Consider the following 23,095-nt stretch of genomic DNA (forward strand, 5'->3'; position numbering starts at 1 on the left):
ATGCAGAGCGGCGTCGAAAGGGAGCTTACGGGCGACCTTCCATTTCCTGGAACTTTGATTGGAGCAAACGGCATGGCGGTCTCCAGCGACGCGGAACAGAAGTTCGACCGGGTCAAGGCCCAGTTGAAGGCGCGTCTGGGAGCCGAGGTCTATTCGAGCTGGTTCGGCCGCATGAAGGTCGCGGAGGCCTCCAAGGGCATTATCCGCATCTCGGTGCCCACCGCCTTCCTGCGCTCCTGGATCAATGGCCATTATCTCGACCTGATCTCCGAACTGTGGAAGCAGGAGGATGCCGACCTCCTCAAGATCGAAATCATCGTGCGCACGGCCACCCGCCAGGGGCGCAGCCATGCCGAGCCGGAACTGGCGCCAGTGCGCAAGATGACGCGGCAGACGCAGACGGCGCTGGCCGCCGGCACCGTGAGCCCTGGCCGGATCGAGCGGTCGCCGGTGCCGCGCCCCGGCGCCGCGATCGAGAGCGAATTCCGCCACAATGTGCTGGGATCGCCGCTTGACCCGCGCTACACGTTCGGCTCGTTCATCGAGGGGCCGTCGAACCGGGTGGCCTTCGCCGCCGCCAAGGCCGTGGCGGAATCGCAATCGAGCGCGGTGCGCTTCAATCCGCTTTTCCTGCACGCGACCGTCGGGCTCGGCAAAACCCATCTGCTGCAAGCAATCGCCGCGGAATCCCTGAAGCAGAACCCCAAATCACGCGTCGTCTATTTGACGGCCGAGTATTTCATGTGGCGCTTTGCCACCGCGATCCGTGACAACAATGCACTGACGCTCAAGGAACAGTTGCGCGACATCGATCTCTTGATCATCGACGACATGCAGTTCCTGCAGGGCAAGTCGATCCAGCACGAATTCTGCCATCTGATCAACATGCTGCTCGACAGCGCCAAGCAAGTGGTCGTTGCCGCCGACCGGCCGCCGTCGGAACTGGAATCGCTCGAACCGCGGGTGCGCTCGCGTCTCAACGGCGGCGTCGCGCTCGAAATGTCGGCGCCCGATTTCGCCATGCGCCTCGGCATGCTCAAACTGCGCCTGGCCACCGCCAGAGTCGACGACGCATCGCTCGACATCTCGGAGGAAATCCTCAACCACGTCGCCCGCACCGTGACCGGCAGCGGCCGCGAACTGGAAGGCGCCTTCAATCAGCTGCTGTTCCGTCAGTCGTTCGAGCCGCAGATCACCATCGACCGCATCGACGAGATCCTGGGCCACATCTATCGCACCGGCGAACCGAAGCGGGTCCGGATCGAGGACATCCAGCGCATCGTGGCGCGCCACTACAACGTGTCGAAGACCGAATTGCTGTCCAACCGGCGCACGCGCACCATCGTCAAGCCGCGGCAGGTCGCCATGTACCTGTCAAAGGTGATGACGCCGCGTTCACTGCCCGAAATCGGACGGCGTTTCGGCGGACGCGACCACACCACGGTGCTGCACGCCGTGCGCAAGATCGAGGATCTGTCCGGCAATGACAACACGCTGGCGCAGGAACTCGAGCTGCTGCGGCGCCTGATCAACGACCAGGCCTGACCGATCCGGGACAGGCAAGCCAAAACCGCGCTGGAATTCAATGACTTGCTTGCAATGCCATGGGTCCGGAACGGGCGCGCGGCATTGCCTGGAGACGATCCGAATTCCCGATTCTGCCCGGCGGCTGGCGGTCTTCGTACCCTTTATCCCCAGAAAGGCCGCACGGCCGGCCCGAACCGGTCGCGCGGGCTTGCGTTTGCAGGCTTTTTCCTGTCAGTTTACGCAGATTCTGAGCCTGTTCAGACCTTTCGCGGGGCGCCGCCAGCCGGAGACCCGCTCATCCTTTCAAGCGAGCCTGTTTCGTCATGCGTGTTATCCTGGAACGGTCCAATCTCCTGAAGTCGCTCAACCACGTCCACCGCGTGGTCGAACGGCGCAACACCATACCGATCCTGTCCAACGTGCTGCTCAGCGCCGAAGGCGCAAGCCTCGAAATGAAGGCCACCGACCTTGACCTGGAGGTGACGGAAGCGACGCCGGCCAAGGTCGAGCGCGGCGGGGCGACGACGGTTCCCGCGCACCTGCTCTACGATATCGTGCGCAAGCTTTCCGACGGCGCCGAGGTGATGCTGAAGACGGATGAGGACGGCAACGCCATGACGGTGACGTCCGGCCGCTCGAGCTTCCGCCTGCAGTGCCTGCCGCAATCCGATTTTCCCGAACTATCGGCCGGATCCTTCTCGCATATTTTCCGTCTCGATTCGGTTGCCCTGAAGGGCCTGATCGAGAAGACCCAGTTCGCCATTTCCACCGAGGAGACGCGCTACTATCTCAACGGCATCTACCTGCACACGCATGAGGTCGGCGGCAAGCTGAAGCTGCGCTCGGTGGCAACCGACGGCCACCGCCTGGCGCGCGCCGAGATCGACGCGCCGGCTGGCTCCGAGGGCATGCCGGGCATCATCATTCCGCGCAAGACGGTGAGCGAGCTGCAGAAGCTGGTCGACGACCCGGATGTCGCCGTGACCACCGAACTGTCGGACACCAAGATCCGCTTCACCATCGGCAGCGTCGTCCTGACCTCGAAGCTGATCGACGGCACCTTCCCGGATTATCAGCGGGTCATTCCGACCGGCAACGACAAGAAGCTGATCCTCGACCGCCAGAGCTTTGCCGCCGCAGTCGACCGCGTCTCGACCATTTCCTCCGAACGCGGCCGCGCGGTGAAGCTTTCGATCAGCGAAGGCCAGGTGACGCTCGCGGTCAACAATCCGGATTCAGGCAGTGCCACGGAAGAACTGGCGGCGGACTACTCGTCGGACCCGATCGAGATCGGCTTCAATGCCAAGTATCTGCTCGATGTCGCCGCGCAGCTGACCGGTACGGAAGCGAAATTCATGCTGGCCGATGCCGGTTCGCCGACGTTGATCCACGACATGGCCGACGAGACCGCGCTTTACGTGCTGATGCCGATGCGGGTATAGCCCGCGCGGCGGCTGCCTCGCGGCACGGCCGGCAACGAAAGCTATGTTGCGGCGACTTCTATAGGCGGATAGCGGTTGCCAGGACAAACCCATATAAGTAAGCTTACACTTACTAATTTCCGCAATTATGCGGCGCTGGCCATCGATCTCACGCCAGGCGCGGTGGTCTTTTCCGGCGACAACGGTGCCGGCAAGACCAATCTCCTCGAAGCGATTTCCTTTCTGACGCCCGGGCGTGGCCTGCGCCGTGCTCCCTACGCCGATGTCGCGCGCGCGGGCGGGGACGGCGGCTTTGCACTGCACGCAAGGCTCGACGGACCCGACGGCCAGGTCGAGATCGGCACCGGCATTTCGGGCGGTGACAGCGAGGGCGGCAGGCGGGTGCGTATCAACGGCGCCACCGCGCGGTCGGCCGAGGACATGCTGGAATGGCTGCGCATCGTGTGGCTGACGCCGGCCATGGATGCATTGTTCACCGGGCCGGCCGCGGATCGCCGGCGCTTTCTCGACAGATTGGTGCTGGCGATCGATCCCGGCCATGGCCAGCGCGCCCTCGATTACGAGAAGGCGATGCGGGGCCGTAACCGCCTGCTTACCGAAAATTCGCGGGACGACCGCTGGTTCGAGGCGATCGAGATTCAGATGGCCGAGACCGGGGTCGCCATCGCCGCGGCACGCGCCGAGCTGGTGCGCCTGTTGGCCGCCATGATCGATAGGCTGCCCGACAGCGGGCCGTTCCCGCAGGCCGATATCGGCCTCGCAGGCGATCTGGAAGCCGAGATCGCCGGCACGCCGGCGGTCGATGTCGAGGAGCGGTTCCGGCGGGCGCTTGCCGATGGCCGTGACCGCGACCGCGCCGCCGGGCGCACGCTTGAGGGCCCGCACCGTTCGGACCTCCTGGTCCGGCACCGGCCGAAGGCGATGCCGGCCGAGCTCTGCTCGACCGGCGAGCAGAAGGCATTGCTGGTCGGCATCGTGCTGTCGCACGCGCGGCTGACCGGCGAGATGTCCGGGATGACGCCGATCCTGCTGCTCGACGAGATCGCAGCACACCTCGACGGCGGAAGGCGCGCGGCGCTGTTTTCGATCCTGGAGGAGTTGAACTGCCAGGCTTTCATGACGGGGACCGATGCGGCGCTGTTCTCCAGCCTGCAGGGGCGCGCGCAGTTCCTGACGGTCGACCACGGCATGGTTGGGCCAACCGTCTAGATTTTTGTTGCATGGATGTCGTCAAGATTTTTCGGCCGCTATATGGTCCTGATATGACCACCCCGCTCACCGCCGACGAGATCGAACGCTATGCCCGGCACATCGTACTGCCGGAGGTCGGCGGCGCCGGCCAGCAGAAGCTCAAGCAAGCGCGGGTCTTGGTGATCGGCGCCGGCGGCTTGGGCGCGCCGGTGCTCGAATATCTCGCGGCAGCCGGCGTCGGTACGCTCGGCATTGTCGACGACGACACCGTCTCGCTGTCCAACCTGCAACGACAGGTCATTCACGGCACCGATACGGTCGGCGTGCTGAAAACCCATAGCGCCGAGGCCGCAGTCGCCCGCATCAATCCTCACACCGCTGTCGAGACGCACACATTCCGGCTGACCGCGGACAACGCCCCCGCCCTGGTCGCTCGCTATGACATGGTCGTCGACGGTTCCGACAATTTCGAAACCCGTTACGTGGTGGCCGATGCCTCCGCGAGCGAGCGCAAGCCCCTGGTGCATGCCGCCGTCGGTCGTTTCGACGGCTCGGTGACCGTGCTGAAGCCTTTCGAGGACGGCAAGGACGGCAAGCCGAACCCCGGCTATCGCGATCTGTTCCCGGAAGCCCCGCCACCGGGCCTAGTGCCGTCCTGCGCCGAGGCCGGAGTGCTTGGTGCGTTGACCGGCGTAGTCGGCACGTTGCAGGCGATGGAGGCGATTAAGCTGATCACCGGCATCGGCGAGCCGCTCGTTGGCCGGCTGCTGCTCTACGATGCGCTCGCCGCGCGCTTCGAAACGATCCGCTACAAGAGAAGTTGACCTTGGCGCGGACCGCGGCGCCCTCGATTACCCGAATCCCGGCCGACTTCGACCGCTGGGATGACGTGCTCGCACTCATCATGCGCGCCTTCACCTTCATGGACGGCGTCATCGACCCGCCGTCATCGGCTCACCGGCTCACCGTCGATTCCCTGCGCGACAAGGCTCGCCTGGAGACCGGCTTCGTGGCTCTCGACGGCGACAGGATCATCGGCTGCGTCTTTGCCGTCGAAAGGGCTGACGACTTCTATGTCGGCAAGCTCGCCGTCGCGCCGGACCGGCAGGGGCAAGGCATTGGCCGGCGGCTGATGCGGGCGGTCGAAATTCTTGCGCTCGACCGCGGCAAGACGGCGCTGGAGCTTCAGACGCGGATCGAGCTCACCGCCAATCACGCCGCCTTTGCCCGCCTCGGCTTTCACGAGACCGAACGGACGGCGCATGAGGGCTACAGCAGGCCGACCTCGCTCACCATGCGAAAGAGTGTTTCATGAGCGTGCACATCCGTCCGGCACAAAGGAACGATGCGTTACACGTCGCCGCGATCGTGGATATTGCCGGACATGGCATCGATCTCGAGAGCTGGATGAACAGCAGCGGGGACGACCATGCGGTCCTTGAAGCGGCCCGGCGCGCGGCATCCGCAGACGCCGGTTCGCCCTATCATTTTTCCAAGGCGCATCTTGTCGAAGTCGATGGCACCATCGCCGGCGGCTTGGTCGGAGAGATGCTTTCGCACAATCAAGATCATGCCATCGAGGTGTCACCGGCGCTGATGCCGCTCGTTACGCTGGAAACCAGGCTCGCCGGCTACTGGTCAGTCCTTGCGGTTGCCGTCTATTCCGAGTTCCGTGGCAGAGGACTTGCCACCGGCTTACTTTCGCGAGCGGGCGAACTGGCTGGCGTTGCTGGGGCAAAAGGCCTGTGCCTGGTCGTCGAGGACACAAACCTGCCGGCCATTTCCGTCTACGAAAGGCTGGGGTTTGCCGTTGCCGACAGACTTCCCTGGGTTGCCTATGGCGGCAGGAGCGGGCCGCGCGAATGGCTGATGATGAAACGCGACTTGACTACGTCCTGAGCGGCAGCACGCGATCCGGCGGTCTATGGCCGTCGACGAATGCCCGGATGTTGATGATGACCTTCTCGCCCATGTCGATACGACCCTCCAGCGTTGCCGAGCCCATATGCGGCAACAGCACGACCTTGTTCCTGGCGGCAAGCTTGAGCAGCTTGCCATTGAGCGCCGGCTCGTGCTCGTAGACGTCGAGGCCGGCGCCGGCGATCTTGCCGTCCTGGATCAGTTTGACCAGCGCTTCCTCATCGATGATGTCGCCGCGCGCGGTGTTGACGATATAGGCCGTCGGCTGCAGCAAGGCCAGCCGCCGCGCCGACAGGAGATGAAAGGTGGCTGGCGTCGACGGGCAATTGACCGAGATGATGTCCATACGGGCCAGCATCTGGTCGAGGCTCTCCCAATAGGTCGCCTCCAGCCCGTCCTCGACGGCCGGCAGCACGCGATGGCGGTTGTGATAGTGGATGGAAAGGCCGAAAGCCTTGGCCCGCCTCGCCACGGCCGTGCCGATGCGGCCCATGCCGACAATGCCCAGCCGCTTGCCCCAGATGCGCCGGCCAAGCATCCAGGTTGGCGACCAGCCGGCCCATTTCTTGTCGCCGGTCAGCACGTTGGCGCCTTCCGCCAGCCGGCGCGGCACCGCCAGCATCAGCGCCATGGTCATGTCGGCGGTATCTTCGGTGAGCACGTTGGGCGTGTTGGTGACCGTGATGCCCTTCTTGGCCGCCGCCGCCACGTCGATCTTGTCGACGCCGTTGCCGAAATTGGCGATCAGTTTGAGGTTGTCGCCAGCCTGGGCGATCAGTGCGGCGTCGATCTGGTCGGTCACGGTCGGCACCAGAACGTCGGCTTCCTTGACCGCGGCAACCAGTTCCGGCTGCGTCATCGGCCGGTCCTCGACATTCAGCCTCGCGTCGAACAGTTCGCGCATACGGGTCTCGACCGGGTCGGGCAGCTTTCGCGTGATGACCACGAGAGGCTTCTTTTTGCCTGGCATTGTTTCCCTCGTTGAGACCTCTTTAACCAAGACCGGCGAAACTGAAAGCCGGTCGCGGTAGCCGATTTACCCATGTAACAAGCGGTGCCGCCGAAGACAAAGAAAAAGGGGCGCAGCAGCCATCAGGCCGGCGCCGAAAGGAACGAAAGTGTCTGGTTTCGCGTCGCTTCGCCTGGTCCTCAGCGCAGCATTTCTCGGCACTCTCCTCTATTCTCCGCTCGCGGCGGCGCAGGGCGCGGCCGCACCCGCCCAGGGCGCCGTCACGCTTGGGCCGAGCGGCCTGCCGCTGCCGCGATTCGTCAGCCTGAAATCCGGCCGCGTCAACTCGCGCGTCGGCCCGGGGGCCAATTACTCGGTCGACTGGATGTATATGAAGGCCGGCCTGCCGATGGAGATCATCCAGGAGTTCGATACGTGGCGGCGCGTGCGTGATGCCGACGGTTCGGAAGGATGGATCAACCAGTCGCTGCTTTCTGGCCGGCGCACCGCGATCATTGCGCCCTGGCAGCGCGGCAAGGGTGCCCAGATCAACCTTCTGAACAGCCCGGACAAGGACGCCAGGGTGATAGCGATCGTCGAGCCGGGCGTCATGGGTACGATCAAGTCCTGCGACGGCCAATGGTGCGAAATGACGCTTGGCGGCCACACCGGCTGGCTCGCCCAGTCGGCGGTGTGGGGCGCCTATCCCGGCGAGCGGGTCAAGGACTGAACGTCTCCGGTTTGCGCCCGATGCGGCCGAGATGAGTATCCTGAAAGCCGGTCGACAGCTTGAGGCCGTAGCCTAAGGCACGGTCGATTGCGATGTGGGCGATCCAGATCAGCGCGACCGCGATGGCGGCCGCATTGCCCAGCAGGTGGCCGGCGAGCAGCAGAAGCACCGGTGCGATCAGCATGTGCAAGGCGTTGTAGGCTATCGCGCCAAGGCGCGGCCCGCCGAGGTAGCCGAGCATCGACAGATCCGGCGCCAGGATAAGCACGGCAAAGAGCCACCAGGAAATGCCCGACAAAGCGTAGAAGACAATAGCGGCCACCGCCACGACGGCCCATTCGAGCCGGATTATCAGGTCGAGGGGTTTCATTCCGATTGCCCGGCCAAGCGGATTATTCTGGCTTCGCCGACTGTTCTGGCCCTGCCGGTGATTCCTGGCGCTTGGGACGCAGCCTCACCACGATATCGACATTGGCGATTTCCATGCCCTCGGGCGGGTCAGGCAGGTTGGTGACCGTCACCGGGCCGTTGGCGATGTCGAAAATCCGGTTTTCGCCCTCGATGTAGAAATGGTGGTGGTCGGAAGTGTTGGTGTCGAAATAGGTTTTCGCGCCCTCGACGGCGAGGATGCGCAGCAGCCCCGCCTGGGTGAACTGGTGAAGCGCGTTGTAGACGGTGGCCAGCGATACCGGCACGCCGGCGGCCAGCGCCTCCTCATGCAGTTCCTCGGCCGACAAATGGCGGTCGCCCTTGGCGAAGAGCAGGTCGGCCAGCGCGATGCGCTGACGCGTCGGCCTCAGGCCGGCTTCACGTACCCGCTTGTCCACAGCGACATTTTCCTTCCGGCAGCCCCGGTCCATCTGGTCTTCCAAGCTCACAGTCCCGCTTCAAGACACGCCCAGAATGGCAAAAAAATGAATGTCTGCCGAAACCGGACCCCTGTTGACATATATTCTGTCGCCGGAATGCGATCAATAGCGCGCATTGACCCGGGCAGACTGGCGGGTTAAGCGCAAACGCCGGTTTCCGGCCTGAAACAGATTGTGTTAGGACACCGACGACAAGGGCGCGTTACCGCCCGGACGAATGGGGATGAGATTGATGGCGGGTAAATCCAGCTACGACTACGACGAATTGCTGGCCTGCGCCCGCGGCGAGCTGTTCGGAGAGGGCAATGCCCAGCTGCCCTACCCCCCCATGCTGATGTTCGACCGCATCACCGAGATCAGTGAAACGGGCGGTGCCTTCGACAAGGGTTTCATCCGCGCGGAATTCGACATCAAGCCGGATCTTTGGTTCTTCGCCTGTCACTTCATCGGCAATCCGATCATGCCAGGATGCCTCGGCCTCGACGCCCTGTGGCAGTTGACCGGCTTCTACCTCGGCTGGCTCGGCGAACCCGGCAAGGGAATGGCGCTGTCGACCGGTGAGGTCAAGTTCAAGGGCATGGTCACCCCATCGGTGAAGAAGGTCGAATATGGCGTTGATTTCAAGCGCGTGATGCGCGGCCGGCTGGTCCTGGGCATCGCCGATGGCTGGATGAAGGCGGATGGCGAGCCCATATATGCGGCGACGGACCTGAAAGTCGGTCTGTCCAAGCAGTCGGCGGTCGCTTGACCGCAGCCCTGGCCGATCCACTGGCCAGCATCCCTGGAAGGAGTTGCGAATGAGACGTGTCGTAGTCACAGGCATCGGCATCGTGTCGTCGATCGGAAACAATGCCAACGAGGTGCAGACCTCGCTGCATGACGCCAGATCCGGCATCAGCTTCTCCGATTCCTTCGCCGAGCACGGCTTCCGCTGCCAGGTCTGGGGAGCGCCGACGCTCGACCCGTCCGCCATGATCGACCGCCGCGCGATGCGCTTCCTGTCGCAGGGCGCGGCCTGGAACCACGTCGCCATGGACCAGGCGATCGCGGATGCGGGCCTTGGCGAGGACGACGTCACCAATGAACGCACCGGCATTGTCATGGGCTCGGGCGGGCCTTCCACCCGCACCATCGTGGAGGCGGCCGAAACCACGCTCAAGAACGGCAGTCCCAAGCGCATCGGCCCGTTCGCGGTGCCGAAAGCGATGTCGTCGACCGCGTCGGCCACCTTGGCCACATGGTTCAAGATCCACGGCGTCAACTATTCGATCTCGTCGGCCTGCTCGACCTCGGCGCATTGCATCGGCAATGGCTACGAACTGATCCAGTGGGGCAAGCAGGACATGGTCTTTGCCGGCGGCCATGAGGATCTCGACTGGACGATGTCGGACCTGTTCGACGCCATGGGCGCCATGTCGTCCAAGTTCAACGACAAGGCATCGACCGCCTCGCGCGCTTATGATGTCAATCGCGACGGCTTCGTCATTGCCGGCGGTGCCGGCGTGCTGGTACTGGAAGAGCTGGAGCACGCCAAGGCGCGCGGCGCCAAGATCTACGCCGAAATCGTCGGCTACGGCGCGACCTCTGACGGTTACGACATGGTCGCGCCGTCAGGCGAAGGCGCCGTCCGTTGCATGCGCCAGGCGCTGTCGACGGTTTCCACGCCGGTCGACTACATCAACACCCACGGCACCTCGACGCCGGTGGGCGATTCCAAGGAAATGGGCGCGATCCGCGAAGTGTTCGGCGAGAAGATGCCGTTCATCACCTCGACGAAATCGCTGACCGGCCATTCGCTGGGCGCGGCCGGTGTGCAGGAATCCATCTATTCGATCCTAATGATGCAAGGCGGCTTCATCGGCGAGAGCGCCCATATCGAGACGCTCGATCCTGAATTCGAGGGTATGCCGATCGTGCGAAAGCGCATCGACAATGCCAAGATCGACACCGTTCTGTCGAATTCCTTCGGTTTCGGTGGAACCAACGCGACGCTCGTTTTCCAGCGCTATTCCGCATAGGGCCATTGTCTTTGTACAAGGCCAGCAATTTTAAATAAGGATTTGGCGGCCATGAACGGACTGATGAAGGGCAAGCGCGGGCTTGTCATGGGCGTCGCCAACGATCATTCGATCGCCTGGGGCATTGCCAAGAAGCTGTCCGAGCATGGCGCGGAACTCGCCTTCACCTACCAGGGCGAGGCCTTCGGCCGCCGGGTCAAACCGCTTGCCGACAAGCTCGGCGCCGCACTTGTCGTTTCCTGCGATGTCGAGGACAGCGCTTCGGTCGCCGCCACATTCGAGATACTTAACAAGGAATGGGGCGGGCTCGACTTCGTCGTTCATGCCATCGGCTTTTCCGACAAGAATGAGCTTAAGGGTCTCTACGCGGACACCAGCCGCGACAACTTCGTCCGCACCATGGTGATCTCCTGCTATTCCTTTACCGAGATCGCCCGCCATGCGGCCGCGTTGATGAACGATGGCGGGTCGATGATCACGCTGACCTATGCCGGCTCGGTCCGCGTCATGCCGAACTATAATGTCATGGGTGTCGCCAAAGCGGGACTCGAGGCCAGCGTGCGCTACCTCGCCAATGATTACGGCCCGCGCGGCATCCGGGTGAACGGCATCTCGGCGGGACCGGTGCGCACGCTCGCCGGCGCCGGTATTTCGGACGCCCGCCACATGTTCTCCTACCAGCAGCGCAACTCGCCGCTGCGTCGCACGGTGACCATCGACGAGGTCGGCGGCTCGGCGCTGTATTTGTTGTCGGACCTCTCCTCGGGCGTCACCGGCGAAATCCACTATGTCGATTCAGGCTACCACATCGTCTCGATGCCGACGCTCGACGAGTTGAAGCAGACGGATGGCACGCGCGACTGAAGCGTCGCCTTGCCTTGAGCCGAAGTGCCTTCAGTAAAAAAGATGCTCTCCAGTAAAATTGGACGCATTCGCGGCAACTCATTTTAAGAAGGTTTCCGCTATAGAGTCCCGCAGTCTGGGGATTTTTAATGCCTGCCGTCAGCGATCCGAAGCGAACACCAGTGTTCCGACTGCTCACGATAGCAAGTTCGGGTATTGGCAGTTTCGTCCTTGGCATCTGGGGTCTCAAGTACGGCCTCGGCGGTGGGTTTGCCGGCATATCGGCGGACATGATGGTCGCGATCATGGCTGCGCTTTGCGCGCTGGCGGCGTCGGTGGCGGCAATGTCCTTCTTCGCCGGCGTCGATGAATCGGCGGATTTCGTCTTCAACGAAACCCATTTCGACAAGCTGACAGGGCTGCTGGGGCGCCCGGCGATGGTCGGCAAGATCGCCGAGGCGGCCTGCACGACAAGCCGGACCGGCGAACCGGTGTTCCTGATCGACATCGACATCGACCGCTTCAAGCAGATCAACGACGCGATCGGCTATACACAGGGCGACGAGCTGATCCGCGCCTTCACCAAGCGGCTGCAGAGCTGCGTGCCCGCACGCTCCCTGATCGGGCGCATCGGTGCCGGCGAGTTCGCGGTGCTGCTGCCCGACCATCAGATCCCGGGAACGATGGAAAGCATGGTCGAAAGGCTCCTCGACGAGATGATGGAGCCCTATGAACTCAGCAGCCATCAGCAATCGGTGAGCCTGTCGGTGGGTATCGTGGCCATGCCCAAGGATGGCGTCGATCCGGTGCTTATCCTGCGCCGCTCCAACCTGGCGCTGCAGAATGCGCGCGCCAGCGGCGTCGGCAACTGGTCGGTCTTCGACAGCGAGATGGGGCGTGTCGCCGATTATCGCCAATGGGTCGAATCCGAGCTGCACACTGCTTTCGAACGCGGGGATTTCGACCTTCACTACCAGCCGCAGCTCGATCTGCCGACCGGCCGCATCGTCGGCTATGAAGCCCTGATCCGCTGGAACCACCCCGAACGCGGCATGATCCCGCCCATGGAGTTCATCCAGATCGCCGAGGAAACCGGGATGATCAATCCGATCGGTGAATGGGTTCTGCGCAAAGCCTGCAGCGACGCCCGCCATCTGCCGGACGACTGCTTCGTCGCCGTCAACATCTCGCCGGTCCAGTTCATGACCAAGGACTTCGTCGGTATCGTTCGCGACACGATGCGGGCCACAGGTATCAAGCCGTCACGGCTGGAACTGGAAGTCACCGAGACGGCGATGATGCAGGATCGCGACCGTGCAGCCGCCATCCTGAAAGAGCTGGCCGAAATGGGCATTTCGGTCGCCGTCGATGATTTCGGCACCGGTTATTCGAACCTCAGCTACCTCATCGACTTCTCGTTCGGCAAGCTCAAGATCGACCGTTCCTTCGTCAGCCGCATCGACACCGATTCCAGCTCGGGCGCGGTCGTCTCGACCATTGTCGGGCTCTCGCGTGCACTCGGCGTCAGCATCATCGCCGAAGGCGTCGAGACCGAGAGCCAGGCGACGCTGCTGCGGGCGGCTGGCTGCGAAGTCGTGCAAGGCTATTTGTTCGGCCGGCCGGCTCCGCTCAAGTTCAGCATGGGTGACGCCCACGCCACCGATGAAGTCCGGCGCGTCGCCAGTCTGCATTGAACGCAACCTCGCATCGTTTCAGCGACGCGCGGACAACACCTTGAACATACCGTTGCGGGCAAGTTCAGCGTGGCTGGAGAAGGCGGCCTTGAGAACCGGCTCGTAAGGCAGCTGGCGATTGGCGACCATGAACAGCCGCCCGCCTGGCTTCAACGCCTTGCCTGCCGCATGGATCATGCCGGCGCCGATTTCCGGCTCAGCCGCACGGGCGCGATGGAAGGGCGGGTTCATGACGATGGCGTCATAGCGGCGCTCGACCGGTTCGGCGAGCAGATCCGTCCAGAAGAAACCCGGCACAAAGGCCGCCGCGCCGAGATTGCGCTTGGCCGCCTCCAGCGCCGCGAAATCCGCCTCGTAGAGGTCAAGCGCCGTTATGCCAGGGTACCGTGAAGCGACTTCCGCCGCCACATAACCCCAGCCGGCACAGAAATCGGCGATGTTGCCACGCAGATCGCCGGGCAAATTATCCACCAACAGTTTCGAGCCGGCGTCGATCCGATCAAAGGAGAACATGCCGGGCGCGGTGTGGAACCGGCCTTCAACCAGCAAGACGGGATTGGCGGCACGCAACTCTTGTGCGGCCGCCGGATCGCCAGGACGGCGCAGCCAGAAGGCGATGCCGTGATATTTCGGCATATGGCCGTCGAGCGGCACAAGCTCGTCGATACGCTTGCGCAGGCTGGCGATGCCGTCATCCTTGCCGCCGGCAACGACGATCGATCCGCCCGGCACCACGCGCTCCAGCGCTTCCGCGATGCGCAGCTCGTTCTGCCCGCGATGGCGGCCGGCGAGCACCAGCGCGGCATCGAAACCGTCGCCCTCCGGTTGCGGCGTAACCGTGAATTTCGCCGCCTGCAACGCGCGGAAATGCGGGCGGAAGCCCTGCACGACATGCAGCGCGGCCTCGAAACCCTGCGGCAGCCGCAGGCCAGGCTCGGCGCCGAGGAAGAGCATGCGCTCATTCTCTGGCGGCAGAGCGATGGCCTCGGCCTCGAACGGATGGAACAGCGTCTTCAGCGCCTCAGCGGACATGCCTTTGCTCCATAAACGAAAGCGGGCGCGACATAAGCCGCGCCCGCTTCGATTTTCCTGTCAGACCGCTCAGGCGGCGTCTTCTTCGCCTTCGGACTTCTTGTCGCGGACGATTTCCTTGCCCGAGGCCTGGTCGACGACCTTCATCGAGAGGCGGACCTTGCCGCGCTCGTCGAAACCCATCAGCTTGACCCAGACCTTGTCGCCTTCCTTGACGACGTCGGAGGTCTTGGCAACGCGCTCGTTGGCGAGCTGGGAGATGTGGACCAGGCCGTCGCGGGGACCGAAGAAGTTGACGAAGGCGCCGAAGTCAGCGGTCTTGACGACCGTGCCTTCGTAGATTTCGCCGACTTCCGGCTCGGCGACGATGGTGTGGATCCACTTCTTCGCCGCCTCGATCTCCTTGGCGTTCGAGGAAGCGATCTTGACCGTGCCGTCGTCCTCGATGTTGATCTTGGCGCCGGTCTTCTCGACGATCTCGCGGATGACCTTGCCGCCCGAGCCGATGACGTCGCGGATCTTGTCGGTCGGGATGTGCATCACCTCGATGCGCGGCGCGAACTCACCGAGCTCGGGACGGGCACCGGTCAGGGCATGAGCCATTTCGCCGAGAATGTGCTGGCGGCCATCCTTGGCCTGGTCCAGCGCGATCTTCATGATCTCCTCGGTGATGCCTTCGATCTTGATATCCATCTGCAGCGAGGTGATGCCGCTGGTGGTGCCGGCGACCTTGAAGTCCATATCGCCGAGGTGATCTTCGTCACCCAGGATGTCGGACAGAACGGCGAAGCGCTCGCCTTCCTTGATCAGGCCCATGGCGATACCGGCGACGGGCTTGGCCAGCGGAACGCCGGCATCCATCAGCGCCAGCGAGGTGCCGCAGACGGTGGCCATCGAGGACGAGCCGTTGGACTCGGTGATCTCGGAGACGACGCGCAGCGTGTAGGGGAACTGATCGGCGCTCGGCAGCATCGGGCGGATGGCGCGCCAGGCGAGCTTGCCGTGGCCGATTTCGCGGCGGCCCGGCGAACCCATGCGGCCGGTCTCACCGACGGAATAGGGAGGGAAGTTGTAGTGAAGGAGGAACTTCTCCTTGTACATGCCGGTCAGCGAATCGACATACTGCTCGTCCTCGCCGGTGCCGAGCGTGGCGACGACCAGCGCCTGGGTCTCACCGCGGGTGAACAGCGCCGAACCGTGGGTGCGCGGCAGCACGCCGACTTCGGAAACGATCTTGCGAACCGTCTTCAGATCACGGCCATCGATGCGCGAGCCAGTGTCGAGGATGTTCCAGCGCACGACCTTGGCCTGCAGTTCCTTGAACACCGAACCGATCTGCTCGGACGTGTACTTGGCCTCTTCGCCTTCGGCCGGAGCGAAGGCTGCCTTGACCTTTGCCTTGACGGCATCGACGGCGGCGTAGCGCTTCTGCTTGTCGACGTTCTTGTAGGCGTTGCTGAGCTCGTCACCAACGATCTTCAGCATCTCGGCTTCGAGCACGGAATAGTCCGGCGCCGTGAAATCGCGCGGCTCCTTGGCGGCGACCTCGGCCAGCTTGATGATGGCGTCGATGACCGGCTGGAAGCCCCTGTGACCGAACATGACGGCGCCGAGCATCAGCTCTTCGCCAAGTTCCTTGGCCTCGGACTCAACCATCAGCACGGCGTCGGCAGTGCCGGCGACGACGAGGTCGAGCTTGGATTCCTGCATCTCGTCGATGTGCGGGTTGAGAACGTATTCGCCGTTGATGTAACCAACGCGGGCACCGCCAACCGGTCCCATGAAGGGAACGCCCGACAGGGTCAGCGCGGCCGAGGTGGCGACGATGGACAGGATGTCCGGATCGTTCTCGAGGTCATGCTGGACCACGGTGACGACGATCTGCGTGTCGTTCTTGTAACCGTCGGCGAAGAGCGGGCGGATCGGGCGGTCGATGAGGCGGGAAACCAGCGTTTCCTTCTCGCTCGGACGGCCCTCACGCTTGAAATAGCCGCCCGGGATCTTGCCGGCGGCATAGGTCTTTTCCTGATAGTTGACAGTCAGCGGGAAGAAATCGAGGCCGGGCTTCGGTTCCTTCATCGAAACGACGGTGGCCAGAACCTTGGTCTCGCCGTAGGTGGCGAGCACGGCGCCATCAGCCTGGCGCGCGATCTTGCCGGTTTCGAGGATGAGCGGACGGCCGCCCCATTCGATTTCCACTTTGTGGTGGTTGAACATATCTTGTCCTTAATAAGCGGAAAGGGCCGCGCCGTTTCACGGTGCGCGGATGCCCTTTCCCTGGCTTCCTTTCTCGGGCAGCCACGGGCAAGACAACGGGAAGCTCGGGTGGTTTCAGCGCGGTGAGCGCGCGAGCGTCCTGCAATCCTGCCCCATGACCGTCCATGGGCGGTTTCGAGTGGCCCTCTGCGCGCTCGAAACCGGGTCTGGCCAATCCATAAGACTGGCAGAATGCGCGACTGGCGGGCTTTCCGAGGAAAGCCCGCCAGTCAATTCGTCAACGGCGCAGACCGAGCTTCTCGATCAACGTCTGGTAGCGCGCGTCGTCCTTGCGCTTGAGATAATCAAGCAGGCTGCGGCGCTGGGAGACGAGAGCGAGCAGACCACGGCGGGAATGGTTATCCTTCTTGTGGTCCTTGAAGTGATCGGTCAGGTTCTTGATGCGCTCGGAAAGGATGGCCACCTGGACTTCCGGAGAACCGGTATCGCCCTTGGCGGTTGCGAATTCACCCATCAATTCCTGTTTGCGCTCGGCAGTAATCGACATCGTGCTTTTCCTTATCTGTTCGAGGAAACGGGTCGCCCTCAGCCGGGATGTCGTCCAGCAGGGGCCGGTGCAAGCAAAGCGTCGTGGCGCTATGCTGCGGCGCATATAGTGCAATTCCCCGGAAAACACCAGCCCAATTCACAAGCCGGCTTTTCCAGCCCAAATGGCAAGTTTTGTCGCTGCTAAAGCCATTTCTTCCATTTGAAGAAGGCAATCAGCCCGACCGCCACAACTGCCATGAACAGGAGCGATACGGGATAGCCGTAGTAGGACTTCAGCTCCGGCATGTTCCATGGCGAGGATTCAGGATCGAAATTCATGCCCCAGACGCCGACCAGGAAGGTGAGCGGCATGAAAATGACCGAGACGATGGTGAGATAGCTGATGACGTCGTTGGTGCGTGCCTGGCTCAGTGACAGATGCATCTCGATCAGCCCGGTCAGCATGTCGCGCTGGGTCTCGACCAGCTCGATCAGCCTGAGCGAATGGTCAAGCGTATCGTTGAGGAAAACCTTGGTTTCAGCCTTCACATAAGGCACGTCGTTGCGGATCAGCGTTGCCAGCGCATCGCGCATCGGCCACAGCACGCCTTTGAGGACATTGGCGTCGCGCCGCAATTCGTGCAGCTGCCGCATCTGATGCTTGTGCGGTGAGTGCAGCATCTCGTCCTCGATGCTGTCGACCAGATCGCCGGCCGCCTCGATCGGCGGGAAATAGCTGTCGACGATGGCGTCGATCAGCGCATAGGCGAGATAATCGGCGCCGCGCGCCCGCAACCGGTTGGGCGCCGAACTCTCGATGCGCTTGCGCACGGGATCGAACGGATCGCCCTCGCGCTCCTGGAAGGTGACGACGAAGTTCTCGCCGACGAAGAGGCCAATCTGTTCATAGCGATGCGAAGTGACATCGTCGATCATGCGGACGACGACGAAGGCATGATCTTCGAAGAAGTCGACCTTTGGCCGCTGGCCGGAGTTGACGACGTCCTCCAGCGCAAGCGGATGCAGACTGAAGATGCGGCCGATCTCCTCGATCAGCTGGATGTTGGCGAGACCGGTGCAGTCGAGCCAGATGACAGGCCATTTGCGGCAATTGGCCTCGATATCGTCGACGCTGGCGTTTTCGATGGTCTTGTACTTTTGCGGCGAGATCATCGTCAGCCGCAGTTCCGAACGGCGCGCCGCCGGATCGGCGATCAGCGTGCCTGGCGAGGCCCCGACCGGTGGCCGCCGCGTCTTCACCGGCGTCCGCTTTTTCGCCGCCTCGGCCTTTGCCATGTGCCCCTCGAGCGTAGAATGAAACCGAGATTAGACGACAGCCGTCATCCGGCAAAGACCCGCTTGGGCTTGAACATGCCTTGCTCGATGGCACCGATGGCGACCAGCTTGCCACGTGCCGTGGCGCAAGCTTCCTCGGCTTCTACAGGCGCGTCGCGGCCACGGATGATGACCGGATTGCCGAGGCGGATCCTGGTCGCCGCGTCGTCGCTGATGGCGATCTGCGGCAGACAGTCGAGCGCGGCTGACGTATCGACCAGAAGCGCATCGATCGCCCCGAAATCGATCGGCGCTTCCACAACGTCGACGGCATCCGCCGTTTCCGACTTGTCTTGGCCCCCCAAGTCTTCGCCCGGCGTGCCGAAACGGGCCGCCTCGAGTTCCGCGACGGTGACGAAATCCTCCGGCGTGAACGGCTCGACCTCGACCCGGCGCAGTTCGCTGATATGACCGAAGCAGCCGAGATCGCGGCCCATGTCGCGGGCCAGCGAGCGCACATAGGTGCCCTTGCCGCATTCGACTTCGAAAACGGTCTGATCGGCACCGTGCTCTACGATGTCGAGACGGCCGATCTCGATTTCGCGGGCCGGAATGTCGACCGTCTCGCCCTCGCGGGCAAGGTCGTAGGCGCGTTCGCCCGCAATCTTGATGGCCGAGAATTGCGGCGGCGTCTGCATGATGACGCCGGTGTATTTGGGAAGCAGCGCCCTGACCTCGGCTTCCGACGGCCGCTGGTCAGCCTCTTTCGTCACCGGCCCTTCGAGGTCGTCGGTCGAGCGCTCCTGCCCCCAGGCCACGGTGAAGCGATAGACCTTGGCGCCGTCCTGAACATAGGGCACGGTCTTGGTGGCTTCGCCGAGCGCGATCGGCAGCATGCCGGACGCCAGCGGATCCAGCGTGCCGGCATGGCCGGCCTTTTCGGCCTGGAACAGCCATTTGATCTTGGAAACGGCCTCGGTCGAGCCCATGCCGACAGGCTTGTCCAGCACCACCCAGCCGGAGACCGGCCGGCCCTTCTTCTTGCCTCGGCGCGCCATTATTCGCTGTCCCCGTCCTCTTTGTTCCTGTCGTCGTCCGCGTCGAGATCACGCGCCACTTCGGGCGATTTCAGCAGGTCGTTGATCCTGGCGAAATTGTCGAAGGAGGTGTCCAGCCTGAAGCGGAACTCCGGCATGTATTTCATTTGCCGAAGCGCGCCGGAGACACGGCCGCGCACAAATTTCGCATGCTTGTTGAGCGCCTCGATCACGGCCTCGGCATCCTTGGCGCCGAGCGGAGAAACAAAGGCAGTGGCGATCTTGAGATCGGGCGACATACGCACTTCGGAGACCGAAACCACCGAATTCTCGATCAGCGGGTCGATAATGTCGCCGCGCTGCAAGGTTTCGGAGAGCGCATGGCGCACCTGTTCGCCGACGCGCAGCATGCGCTGGGATGGGCCGGATGTGGTGGAACGGGGCATTTTTCTCAATCCTGAAAGCGTGAGGCTCGGGATAGGACCGTGCCTCATGTCTCAAACAGTCATTCTCAATAGGCTTGAGGGCGGCGGCCTTTCGACCACCGCCCGATACTAACAAGCCACTCGAACTCAGAGCGTCCGGGTCACCATCTCGACGCGGAAGCACTCGATGACGTCGCCGACCCGCATGTCCTCGTAGTTCTGGAAGGCCATGCCGCACTCCTGGCCGCCGGGGACTTCCGAAACCTCGTCCTTGAAGCGCTTGAGGGTCTTCAGCGTGCCTTCGTGGATGACGACGTTGTCGCGGATCAGGCGCACGCCCGCACCGCGCTCGACCTTGCCTTCGGTGACACGGCAGCCGGCGATCTTGCCGACCTTGGTGATGTCGAAGATCTCGAGGATCTCGGCATTGCCGATGAAGGTTTCGCGGCGCTCCGGCGACAGCAGGCCCGACAGAGCCGCCTTCACGTCATCCACGAGGTTGTAGATGATCGAGTAGTAGCGGATCTCGATGCCAGCGGCCGCGGCGGCGGCACGTGCCTGCACGTTGGCGCGGACGTTGAAGCCGATGATCGCCGCACCCGACGTTTCCGCCAGCGAGACGTCGCTTTCGGTGATGGCGCCGGCGCCGGCGTGGACGATGCGCGCACGCACCTCGTCGGTGCCGAGCTTGTCCAATGCCGCGTTGATCGCCTCGATCGAACCCTGCACGTCGCCCTTGATGACCAGCGGGAATTCCTTCAGCCCGCTTGTCTGCAACTGCGACATCATCTGTTCGAGCGAGCCGCGCTGGCCGGCATGCCTGGCGACCGCCTTCTCACGGGCCAGACGCTGGCGATACTCGGTGATCTCGCGAGCGCGGGCCTCGTTGTTGACCACGGCGAAGCGGTCACCGGCCTGCGGCGTGCCCTGAAGGCCGAGCACCTCGACCGGCATTGCCGGCGGTGCTTCCTTGATCTGCTCGCCGCGATCGTTGACCAGAGCACGCACCCGGCCCCATTCGTTGCCGGCGACGAGGATGTCGCCCGGCATCAAGGTGCCGGTCTGCACCAGCACGGTGGCGACGGGACCACGGCCCTTGTCGAGCTGCGCCTCGATGACCACGCCCTCGGCGGTGCGGTCCGGATTGGCCTTCAGGTCGAGGATTTCGGCCTGCAGCAGGATCGCCTCGAGCAGCTTGTCGAGATTGGTGCCCTTGGTCGCCGACACTTCGACGTCCAGCACTTCACCGCCCATGGATTCGACGAAGACCTCATGGCGCAGCAGTTCGGAGCGAACCTTCTGCGGATCGGCGTCATGCTTGTCGATCTTGTTGATCGCCACGATGATCGGAACGCCGGCCGCCTTGGCATGGCTGATCGATTCGATCGTCTGCGGCATCACGCTGTCGTCGGCCGCCACCACAAGGATGGCGATGTCGGTGGCCTGGGCGCCACGGGCGCGCATCGCCGTGAAGGCGGCGTGGCCGGGCGTGTCGATGAAGGTGATCTTCTGACCATTCTTCTCGACCTGATAGGCGCCGATATGCTGGGTGATGCCGCCGGCCTCGCCGGAGACGACATTGGCATTGCGGATGGCATCGAGCAGCGAGGTCTTGCCGTGGTCGACGTGGCCCATGATGGTCACGACCGGCGGACGCGACACCAGGTCCTCGGCATTGTCGGCGATGTTGAACAGGCCTTCCTCGATGTCGGACTCGGCGACGCGGCGGACCGTGTGGCCGAATTCGGTGGCGACCAGTTCGGCCGTGTCGGCGTCGATGACGTCGCCCGGCTTCAGGATCTGGCCCTGCTTCATGAAGAACTTGACCACATCGACCGCACGTTCGGACATGCGCTGCGCCAGTTCCTGGATGGTGATGGTCTCGGGCAGGATCACTTCGCGCATGACTTTCTCGCGCGGCTCATTGTGCATCGCGCGCTTGAACTTTTCCTGGCGGCGGCGCATCGACGACAGCGAACGGGCCCGCGCATCCTCGTCGGAAAGCGCGGAGTTCAGCGTCAGCTTGCCACGGCGGCGGTCTTCCTCGCCTTTGGTTGGCTTGGCCGGACGCGCCACTTCGGGCGTGACCGGGCGGCGCACCGGCGCACCGGCACCTGTCCGCTTCGGCTTGACCTCTTCCTCCTCGTCGGCGGTTGCCAACTCGGCTGCCAGCGGCGCGCGGCGGCGCGCCTCTTCCTCGGCACGACGGCGGGATTCGGCTTCCGTCTGCAGGCGTGCCTCTTCCTCGGCCTGACGGCGCGCGGATTCCTCACGCTCACGCTTGCGGCGCTCTTCGTCCTCGGCGCGGCGCTTGGCTTCCTCGGCGGCGCGCTGACGGTCCTCGACCTCGCGGACCTTGGAGCCTTCGAGCGCCCTGCGGCGCGCTTCCATTTCGGAGCGCGACAGTTCGTTCAGCACCATGCCGCTGCGCTCGACCGGAGGCGCCGGAGGCGGAGGCGCCTTGGGCGCTTCCTGCACCATGGGTGGCGCGGCCACGACCGCCGCGGGCTTCGGCGTGAAGACGGGCGCAGGGGCAGCAGCAACCGGCTCCGGCTTGTCGCCGGGCAGCGAGAACTTGCGCTTCTTAGTCTCGACCACGACCGACTTGGTACGGCCATGCGAGAAGTTCTGGCGCACGGTGCCCTGTTCCATGCCGGGGCGCTTCAACGTCAAGGTCTTCTTCGGCGTAACGCTCAACGTCTTGTCGTCGCCCGATTTCGTATCGCTCATTCCATATCCTCTGCAGCATCATCTTCGTCAGCAACGGCCGCAAGCATTGCCAGATCGTCCGGGGTACCGCCCCGATATCGGTCAAGCGCAACCATGCGCTTCTGGACCGCCTTACCCGCGTCTCCCGCGAGGACGGCAGCATGTATCACATTTGTACCCCCCAATGCCAAGCTCAACTCGGCCTCGGAGAAAAGTTTGTAGGCAAGGATGGAGGGGCCGCCGATATGGACAGTCGCCCGCCGCGCCTGGCTGATCTTGCGTACGCCGTCGTCGGACGCCTCGGTCGCGTGGAGCACGAAAAGTGCCAGTCCACCGCGCACTGCGCTCTCGACCTTGGTGGCACCAAGAGAAATCGCGCCTGCTTTGCGGGCGAGACCCAGCATACCCAGAGCGGATCTGGAAAGCAGCCCATCGACCATGCCGCCCAGATCGGGCGGCACGACCACCTGTGCCTTAAAGGCGCGGGCAAAGAGGTTCTTCGCCGCCGCCTTCTCGATATGTAGGCGGTCGGCACTCACCCAGCAACCGCGGCCGGGCAGATTTCTCTTGAGATCCGGAACGACGGCCGAATCCGGGCCGACGACGAACCGGATCAATTCATCCGGTTCGGCCTGCTTGCGGGTGACGATGCAGGTGCGATCGTTCATCTCGTCCAAGGGCGGGTTGTG

The 23,095-nt window shown here is 63.5% G+C and carries 22 protein-coding genes; 11 read left to right on the forward strand and 11 right to left on the reverse strand.

Going from position 1 to position 23,095, the window contains the following annotated elements; translation table 11 throughout:
• The 6 genes from dnaA to AC0NIH_RS00030 all read left to right on the forward strand — a co-directional run bounded on the left by dnaA (position 1) and on the right by AC0NIH_RS00030 (position 6,059).
• The gene (dnaA, locus tag AC0NIH_RS00005; RefSeq protein WP_352701545.1) at positions 1 to 1,545 is read left to right on the forward strand and encodes a chromosomal replication initiator protein DnaA; all 1,545 of its coding nucleotides are present in this window, start codon (positions 1 to 3) and stop codon (positions 1,543 to 1,545) included.
• A gap of 305 nt (positions 1,546 to 1,850) precedes the next feature.
• A complete protein-coding gene (gene dnaN, locus AC0NIH_RS00010; protein ID WP_010913340.1) occupies positions 1,851 to 2,969 on the forward strand; it encodes a DNA polymerase III subunit beta in 1,119 nt (372 codons plus the stop codon).
• A 75-nt stretch (positions 2,970 to 3,044) separates the two neighbouring features.
• Positions 3,045 to 4,178 carry a DNA replication/repair protein RecF gene (gene recF / locus AC0NIH_RS00015; protein WP_473463272.1) on the forward strand — a complete coding sequence of 378 codons (1,134 nt, stop codon included), beginning with the start codon at positions 3,045 to 3,047 and terminating at the stop codon, positions 4,176 to 4,178.
• A 53-nt stretch (positions 4,179 to 4,231) separates the two neighbouring features.
• Positions 4,232 to 4,984, forward strand: a complete 753-nt coding sequence (locus tag AC0NIH_RS00020) for a molybdopterin-synthase adenylyltransferase MoeB (RefSeq protein ID WP_473463274.1) — start codon at positions 4,232 to 4,234, stop codon at positions 4,982 to 4,984.
• A gap of 2 nt (positions 4,985 to 4,986) precedes the next feature.
• Entirely contained in the window at positions 4,987 to 5,475 is a 489-nt protein-coding gene (locus tag AC0NIH_RS00025) for a GNAT family N-acetyltransferase (protein WP_473463276.1), read from the forward strand.
• The gene (locus AC0NIH_RS00030; RefSeq protein WP_023779458.1) at positions 5,472 to 6,059 is read left to right on the forward strand and encodes a GNAT family N-acetyltransferase; all 588 of its coding nucleotides are present in this window, start codon (positions 5,472 to 5,474) and stop codon (positions 6,057 to 6,059) included. The genes AC0NIH_RS00025 and AC0NIH_RS00030 overlap by 4 nt, the downstream gene beginning before the upstream one ends.
• Here AC0NIH_RS00030 and AC0NIH_RS00035 read toward each other — a convergent pair.
• Positions 6,049 to 7,050: a 2-hydroxyacid dehydrogenase gene (locus AC0NIH_RS00035; protein ID WP_023766963.1), complete on the reverse strand. Its 1,002-nt coding sequence runs from the start codon at positions 7,048 to 7,050 to the stop codon at positions 6,049 to 6,051. The two genes, AC0NIH_RS00030 and AC0NIH_RS00035, sit on opposite strands and share 11 nt — an antisense overlap.
• A gap of 148 nt (positions 7,051 to 7,198) precedes the next feature.
• Here AC0NIH_RS00035 and AC0NIH_RS00040 point away from each other — a divergent pair, with 148 nt between their 5' ends.
• A complete protein-coding gene (locus AC0NIH_RS00040) occupies positions 7,199 to 7,759 on the forward strand; it encodes an SH3 domain-containing protein (RefSeq protein WP_023779457.1) in 561 nt (186 codons plus the stop codon).
• Here AC0NIH_RS00040 and AC0NIH_RS00045 read toward each other — a convergent pair.
• Together AC0NIH_RS00045 and irrA are read right to left on the reverse strand one after the other, a co-directional pair.
• The gene (locus AC0NIH_RS00045) at positions 7,749 to 8,129 is read right to left on the reverse strand and encodes a DUF4260 domain-containing protein (RefSeq protein WP_473463279.1); all 381 of its coding nucleotides are present in this window, start codon (positions 8,127 to 8,129) and stop codon (positions 7,749 to 7,751) included. The two genes, AC0NIH_RS00040 and AC0NIH_RS00045, sit on opposite strands and share 11 nt — an antisense overlap.
• Positions 8,130 to 8,151: 22 nt before the next feature.
• Positions 8,152 to 8,619: an iron response transcriptional regulator IrrA gene (gene irrA, locus AC0NIH_RS00050; RefSeq protein WP_013891257.1), complete on the reverse strand. Its 468-nt coding sequence runs from the start codon at positions 8,617 to 8,619 to the stop codon at positions 8,152 to 8,154.
• A gap of 241 nt (positions 8,620 to 8,860) precedes the next feature.
• On the opposite strand from irrA, the gene fabA reads away from it, so the two are divergent.
• The 4 genes from fabA (at position 8,861) to AC0NIH_RS00070 (ending at position 13,183) form a co-directional block, all read left to right on the forward strand.
• The gene (fabA, locus tag AC0NIH_RS00055) at positions 8,861 to 9,376 is read left to right on the forward strand and encodes a 3-hydroxyacyl-[acyl-carrier-protein] dehydratase FabA (RefSeq protein WP_023766967.1); all 516 of its coding nucleotides are present in this window, start codon (positions 8,861 to 8,863) and stop codon (positions 9,374 to 9,376) included.
• A 49-nt stretch (positions 9,377 to 9,425) separates the two neighbouring features.
• The gene (gene fabB / locus AC0NIH_RS00060; RefSeq protein WP_023766968.1) at positions 9,426 to 10,646 is read left to right on the forward strand and encodes a beta-ketoacyl-ACP synthase I; all 1,221 of its coding nucleotides are present in this window, start codon (positions 9,426 to 9,428) and stop codon (positions 10,644 to 10,646) included.
• Positions 10,647 to 10,697: 51 nt separating this feature from the next.
• Positions 10,698 to 11,510 (forward strand): enoyl-ACP reductase FabI, encoded by an 813-nt coding sequence (fabI, locus tag AC0NIH_RS00065; RefSeq protein ID WP_473463281.1) that lies wholly within the window; start codon positions 10,698 to 10,700, stop codon positions 11,508 to 11,510.
• 128 nt (positions 11,511 to 11,638) lie between these two features.
• Positions 11,639 to 13,183 (forward strand): putative bifunctional diguanylate cyclase/phosphodiesterase, encoded by a 1,545-nt coding sequence (locus AC0NIH_RS00070; RefSeq protein ID WP_473463283.1) that lies wholly within the window; start codon positions 11,639 to 11,641, stop codon positions 13,181 to 13,183.
• 18 nt (positions 13,184 to 13,201) lie between these two features.
• Here the strand turns inward: AC0NIH_RS00070 and AC0NIH_RS00075 are convergent, their stop codons facing one another.
• The 8 genes from AC0NIH_RS00075 to AC0NIH_RS00110 form a co-directional block, all read right to left on the reverse strand.
• Positions 13,202 to 14,215, reverse strand: coding sequence for a class I SAM-dependent methyltransferase (locus AC0NIH_RS00075; protein ID WP_473463285.1), 1,014 nt, complete (start codon positions 14,213 to 14,215; stop codon positions 13,202 to 13,204).
• Between the two features lie 69 nt (positions 14,216 to 14,284).
• On the reverse strand, positions 14,285 to 16,432 hold the full coding sequence (gene pnp / locus AC0NIH_RS00080; protein WP_023779451.1) for a polyribonucleotide nucleotidyltransferase: 2,148 nt from the start codon (positions 16,430 to 16,432) through the stop codon (positions 14,285 to 14,287).
• 277 nt (positions 16,433 to 16,709) lie between these two features.
• Positions 16,710 to 17,084: a 30S ribosomal protein S15 gene (rpsO, locus tag AC0NIH_RS00085; RefSeq protein ID WP_280940350.1), complete on the reverse strand. Its 375-nt coding sequence runs from the start codon at positions 17,082 to 17,084 to the stop codon at positions 16,710 to 16,712.
• A gap of 77 nt (positions 17,085 to 17,161) precedes the next feature.
• On the reverse strand, positions 17,162 to 18,256 hold the full coding sequence (gene corA, locus AC0NIH_RS00090) for a magnesium/cobalt transporter CorA (RefSeq protein WP_473463288.1): 1,095 nt from the start codon (positions 18,254 to 18,256) through the stop codon (positions 17,162 to 17,164).
• Positions 18,257 to 18,300: 44 nt separating this feature from the next.
• On the reverse strand, positions 18,301 to 19,293 hold the full coding sequence (truB, locus tag AC0NIH_RS00095) for a tRNA pseudouridine(55) synthase TruB (RefSeq protein WP_473463290.1): 993 nt from the start codon (positions 19,291 to 19,293) through the stop codon (positions 18,301 to 18,303).
• Entirely contained in the window at positions 19,293 to 19,718 is a 426-nt protein-coding gene (rbfA, locus tag AC0NIH_RS00100; RefSeq protein ID WP_031250315.1) for a 30S ribosome-binding factor RbfA, read from the reverse strand. The genes truB and rbfA overlap by 1 nt, the downstream gene beginning before the upstream one ends.
• A gap of 126 nt (positions 19,719 to 19,844) precedes the next feature.
• Entirely contained in the window at positions 19,845 to 22,427 is a 2,583-nt protein-coding gene (gene infB, locus AC0NIH_RS00105; RefSeq protein WP_473463293.1) for a translation initiation factor IF-2, read from the reverse strand.
• Entirely contained in the window at positions 22,424 to 23,074 is a 651-nt protein-coding gene (locus tag AC0NIH_RS00110) for an RNA-binding protein (protein ID WP_013891268.1), read from the reverse strand. Before AC0NIH_RS00110 ends, infB begins: the two co-directional genes overlap by 4 nt.
• Between the last annotated feature and the right edge of the window lie 21 nt (positions 23,075 to 23,095).

It is taken from the genome of Mesorhizobium sp. WSM1386 (genome assembly GCF_055901595.1).

What these genes read in the sequence shown, in the direction of transcription:
- dnaA (WP_352701545.1), top strand. Translation starts at nt 1, where the DNA reads ATGCAGAGCGGCGTCGAAAGGGAGCTTACGGGCGACCTTCCATTTCCT.
- dnaN (WP_010913340.1), top strand. Translation starts at nt 1,851, where the DNA reads ATGCGTGTTATCCTGGAACGGTCCAATCTCCTGAAGTCGCTCAACCAC.
- AC0NIH_RS00020 (WP_473463274.1), top strand. Translation starts at nt 4,232, where the DNA reads ATGACCACCCCGCTCACCGCCGACGAGATCGAACGCTATGCCCGGCAC.
- AC0NIH_RS00030 (WP_023779458.1), top strand. Translation starts at nt 5,472, where the DNA reads ATGAGCGTGCACATCCGTCCGGCACAAAGGAACGATGCGTTACACGTC.
- AC0NIH_RS00035 (WP_023766963.1), bottom strand. Translation starts at nt 7,050, where the DNA reads ATGCCAGGCAAAAAGAAGCCTCTCGTGGTCATCACGCGAAAGCTGCCC.
- AC0NIH_RS00045 (WP_473463279.1), bottom strand. Translation starts at nt 8,129, where the DNA reads ATGAAACCCCTCGACCTGATAATCCGGCTCGAATGGGCCGTCGTGGCG.
- irrA (WP_013891257.1), bottom strand. Translation starts at nt 8,619, where the DNA reads ATGGACCGGGGCTGCCGGAAGGAAAATGTCGCTGTGGACAAGCGGGTA.
- fabA (WP_023766967.1), top strand. Translation starts at nt 8,861, where the DNA reads ATGGCGGGTAAATCCAGCTACGACTACGACGAATTGCTGGCCTGCGCC.
- fabB (WP_023766968.1), top strand. Translation starts at nt 9,426, where the DNA reads ATGAGACGTGTCGTAGTCACAGGCATCGGCATCGTGTCGTCGATCGGA.
- fabI (WP_473463281.1), top strand. Translation starts at nt 10,698, where the DNA reads ATGAACGGACTGATGAAGGGCAAGCGCGGGCTTGTCATGGGCGTCGCC.
- AC0NIH_RS00070 (WP_473463283.1), top strand. Translation starts at nt 11,639, where the DNA reads ATGCCTGCCGTCAGCGATCCGAAGCGAACACCAGTGTTCCGACTGCTC.
- AC0NIH_RS00075 (WP_473463285.1), bottom strand. Translation starts at nt 14,215, where the DNA reads ATGTCCGCTGAGGCGCTGAAGACGCTGTTCCATCCGTTCGAGGCCGAG.
- pnp (WP_023779451.1), bottom strand. Translation starts at nt 16,432, where the DNA reads ATGTTCAACCACCACAAAGTGGAAATCGAATGGGGCGGCCGTCCGCTC.
- rpsO (WP_280940350.1), bottom strand. Translation starts at nt 17,084, where the DNA reads ATGCGCCGCAGCATAGCGCCACGACGCTTTGCTTGCACCGGCCCCTGC.
- corA (WP_473463288.1), bottom strand. Translation starts at nt 18,256, where the DNA reads ATGGCAAAGGCCGAGGCGGCGAAAAAGCGGACGCCGGTGAAGACGCGG.
- truB (WP_473463290.1), bottom strand. Translation starts at nt 19,293, where the DNA reads ATGGCGCGCCGAGGCAAGAAGAAGGGCCGGCCGGTCTCCGGCTGGGTG.
- rbfA (WP_031250315.1), bottom strand. Translation starts at nt 19,718, where the DNA reads ATGCCCCGTTCCACCACATCCGGCCCATCCCAGCGCATGCTGCGCGTC.
- infB (WP_473463293.1), bottom strand. Translation starts at nt 22,427, where the DNA reads ATGAGCGATACGAAATCGGGCGACGACAAGACGTTGAGCGTTACGCCG.
- AC0NIH_RS00110 (WP_013891268.1), bottom strand. Translation starts at nt 23,074, where the DNA reads ATGAACGATCGCACCTGCATCGTCACCCGCAAGCAGGCCGAACCGGAT.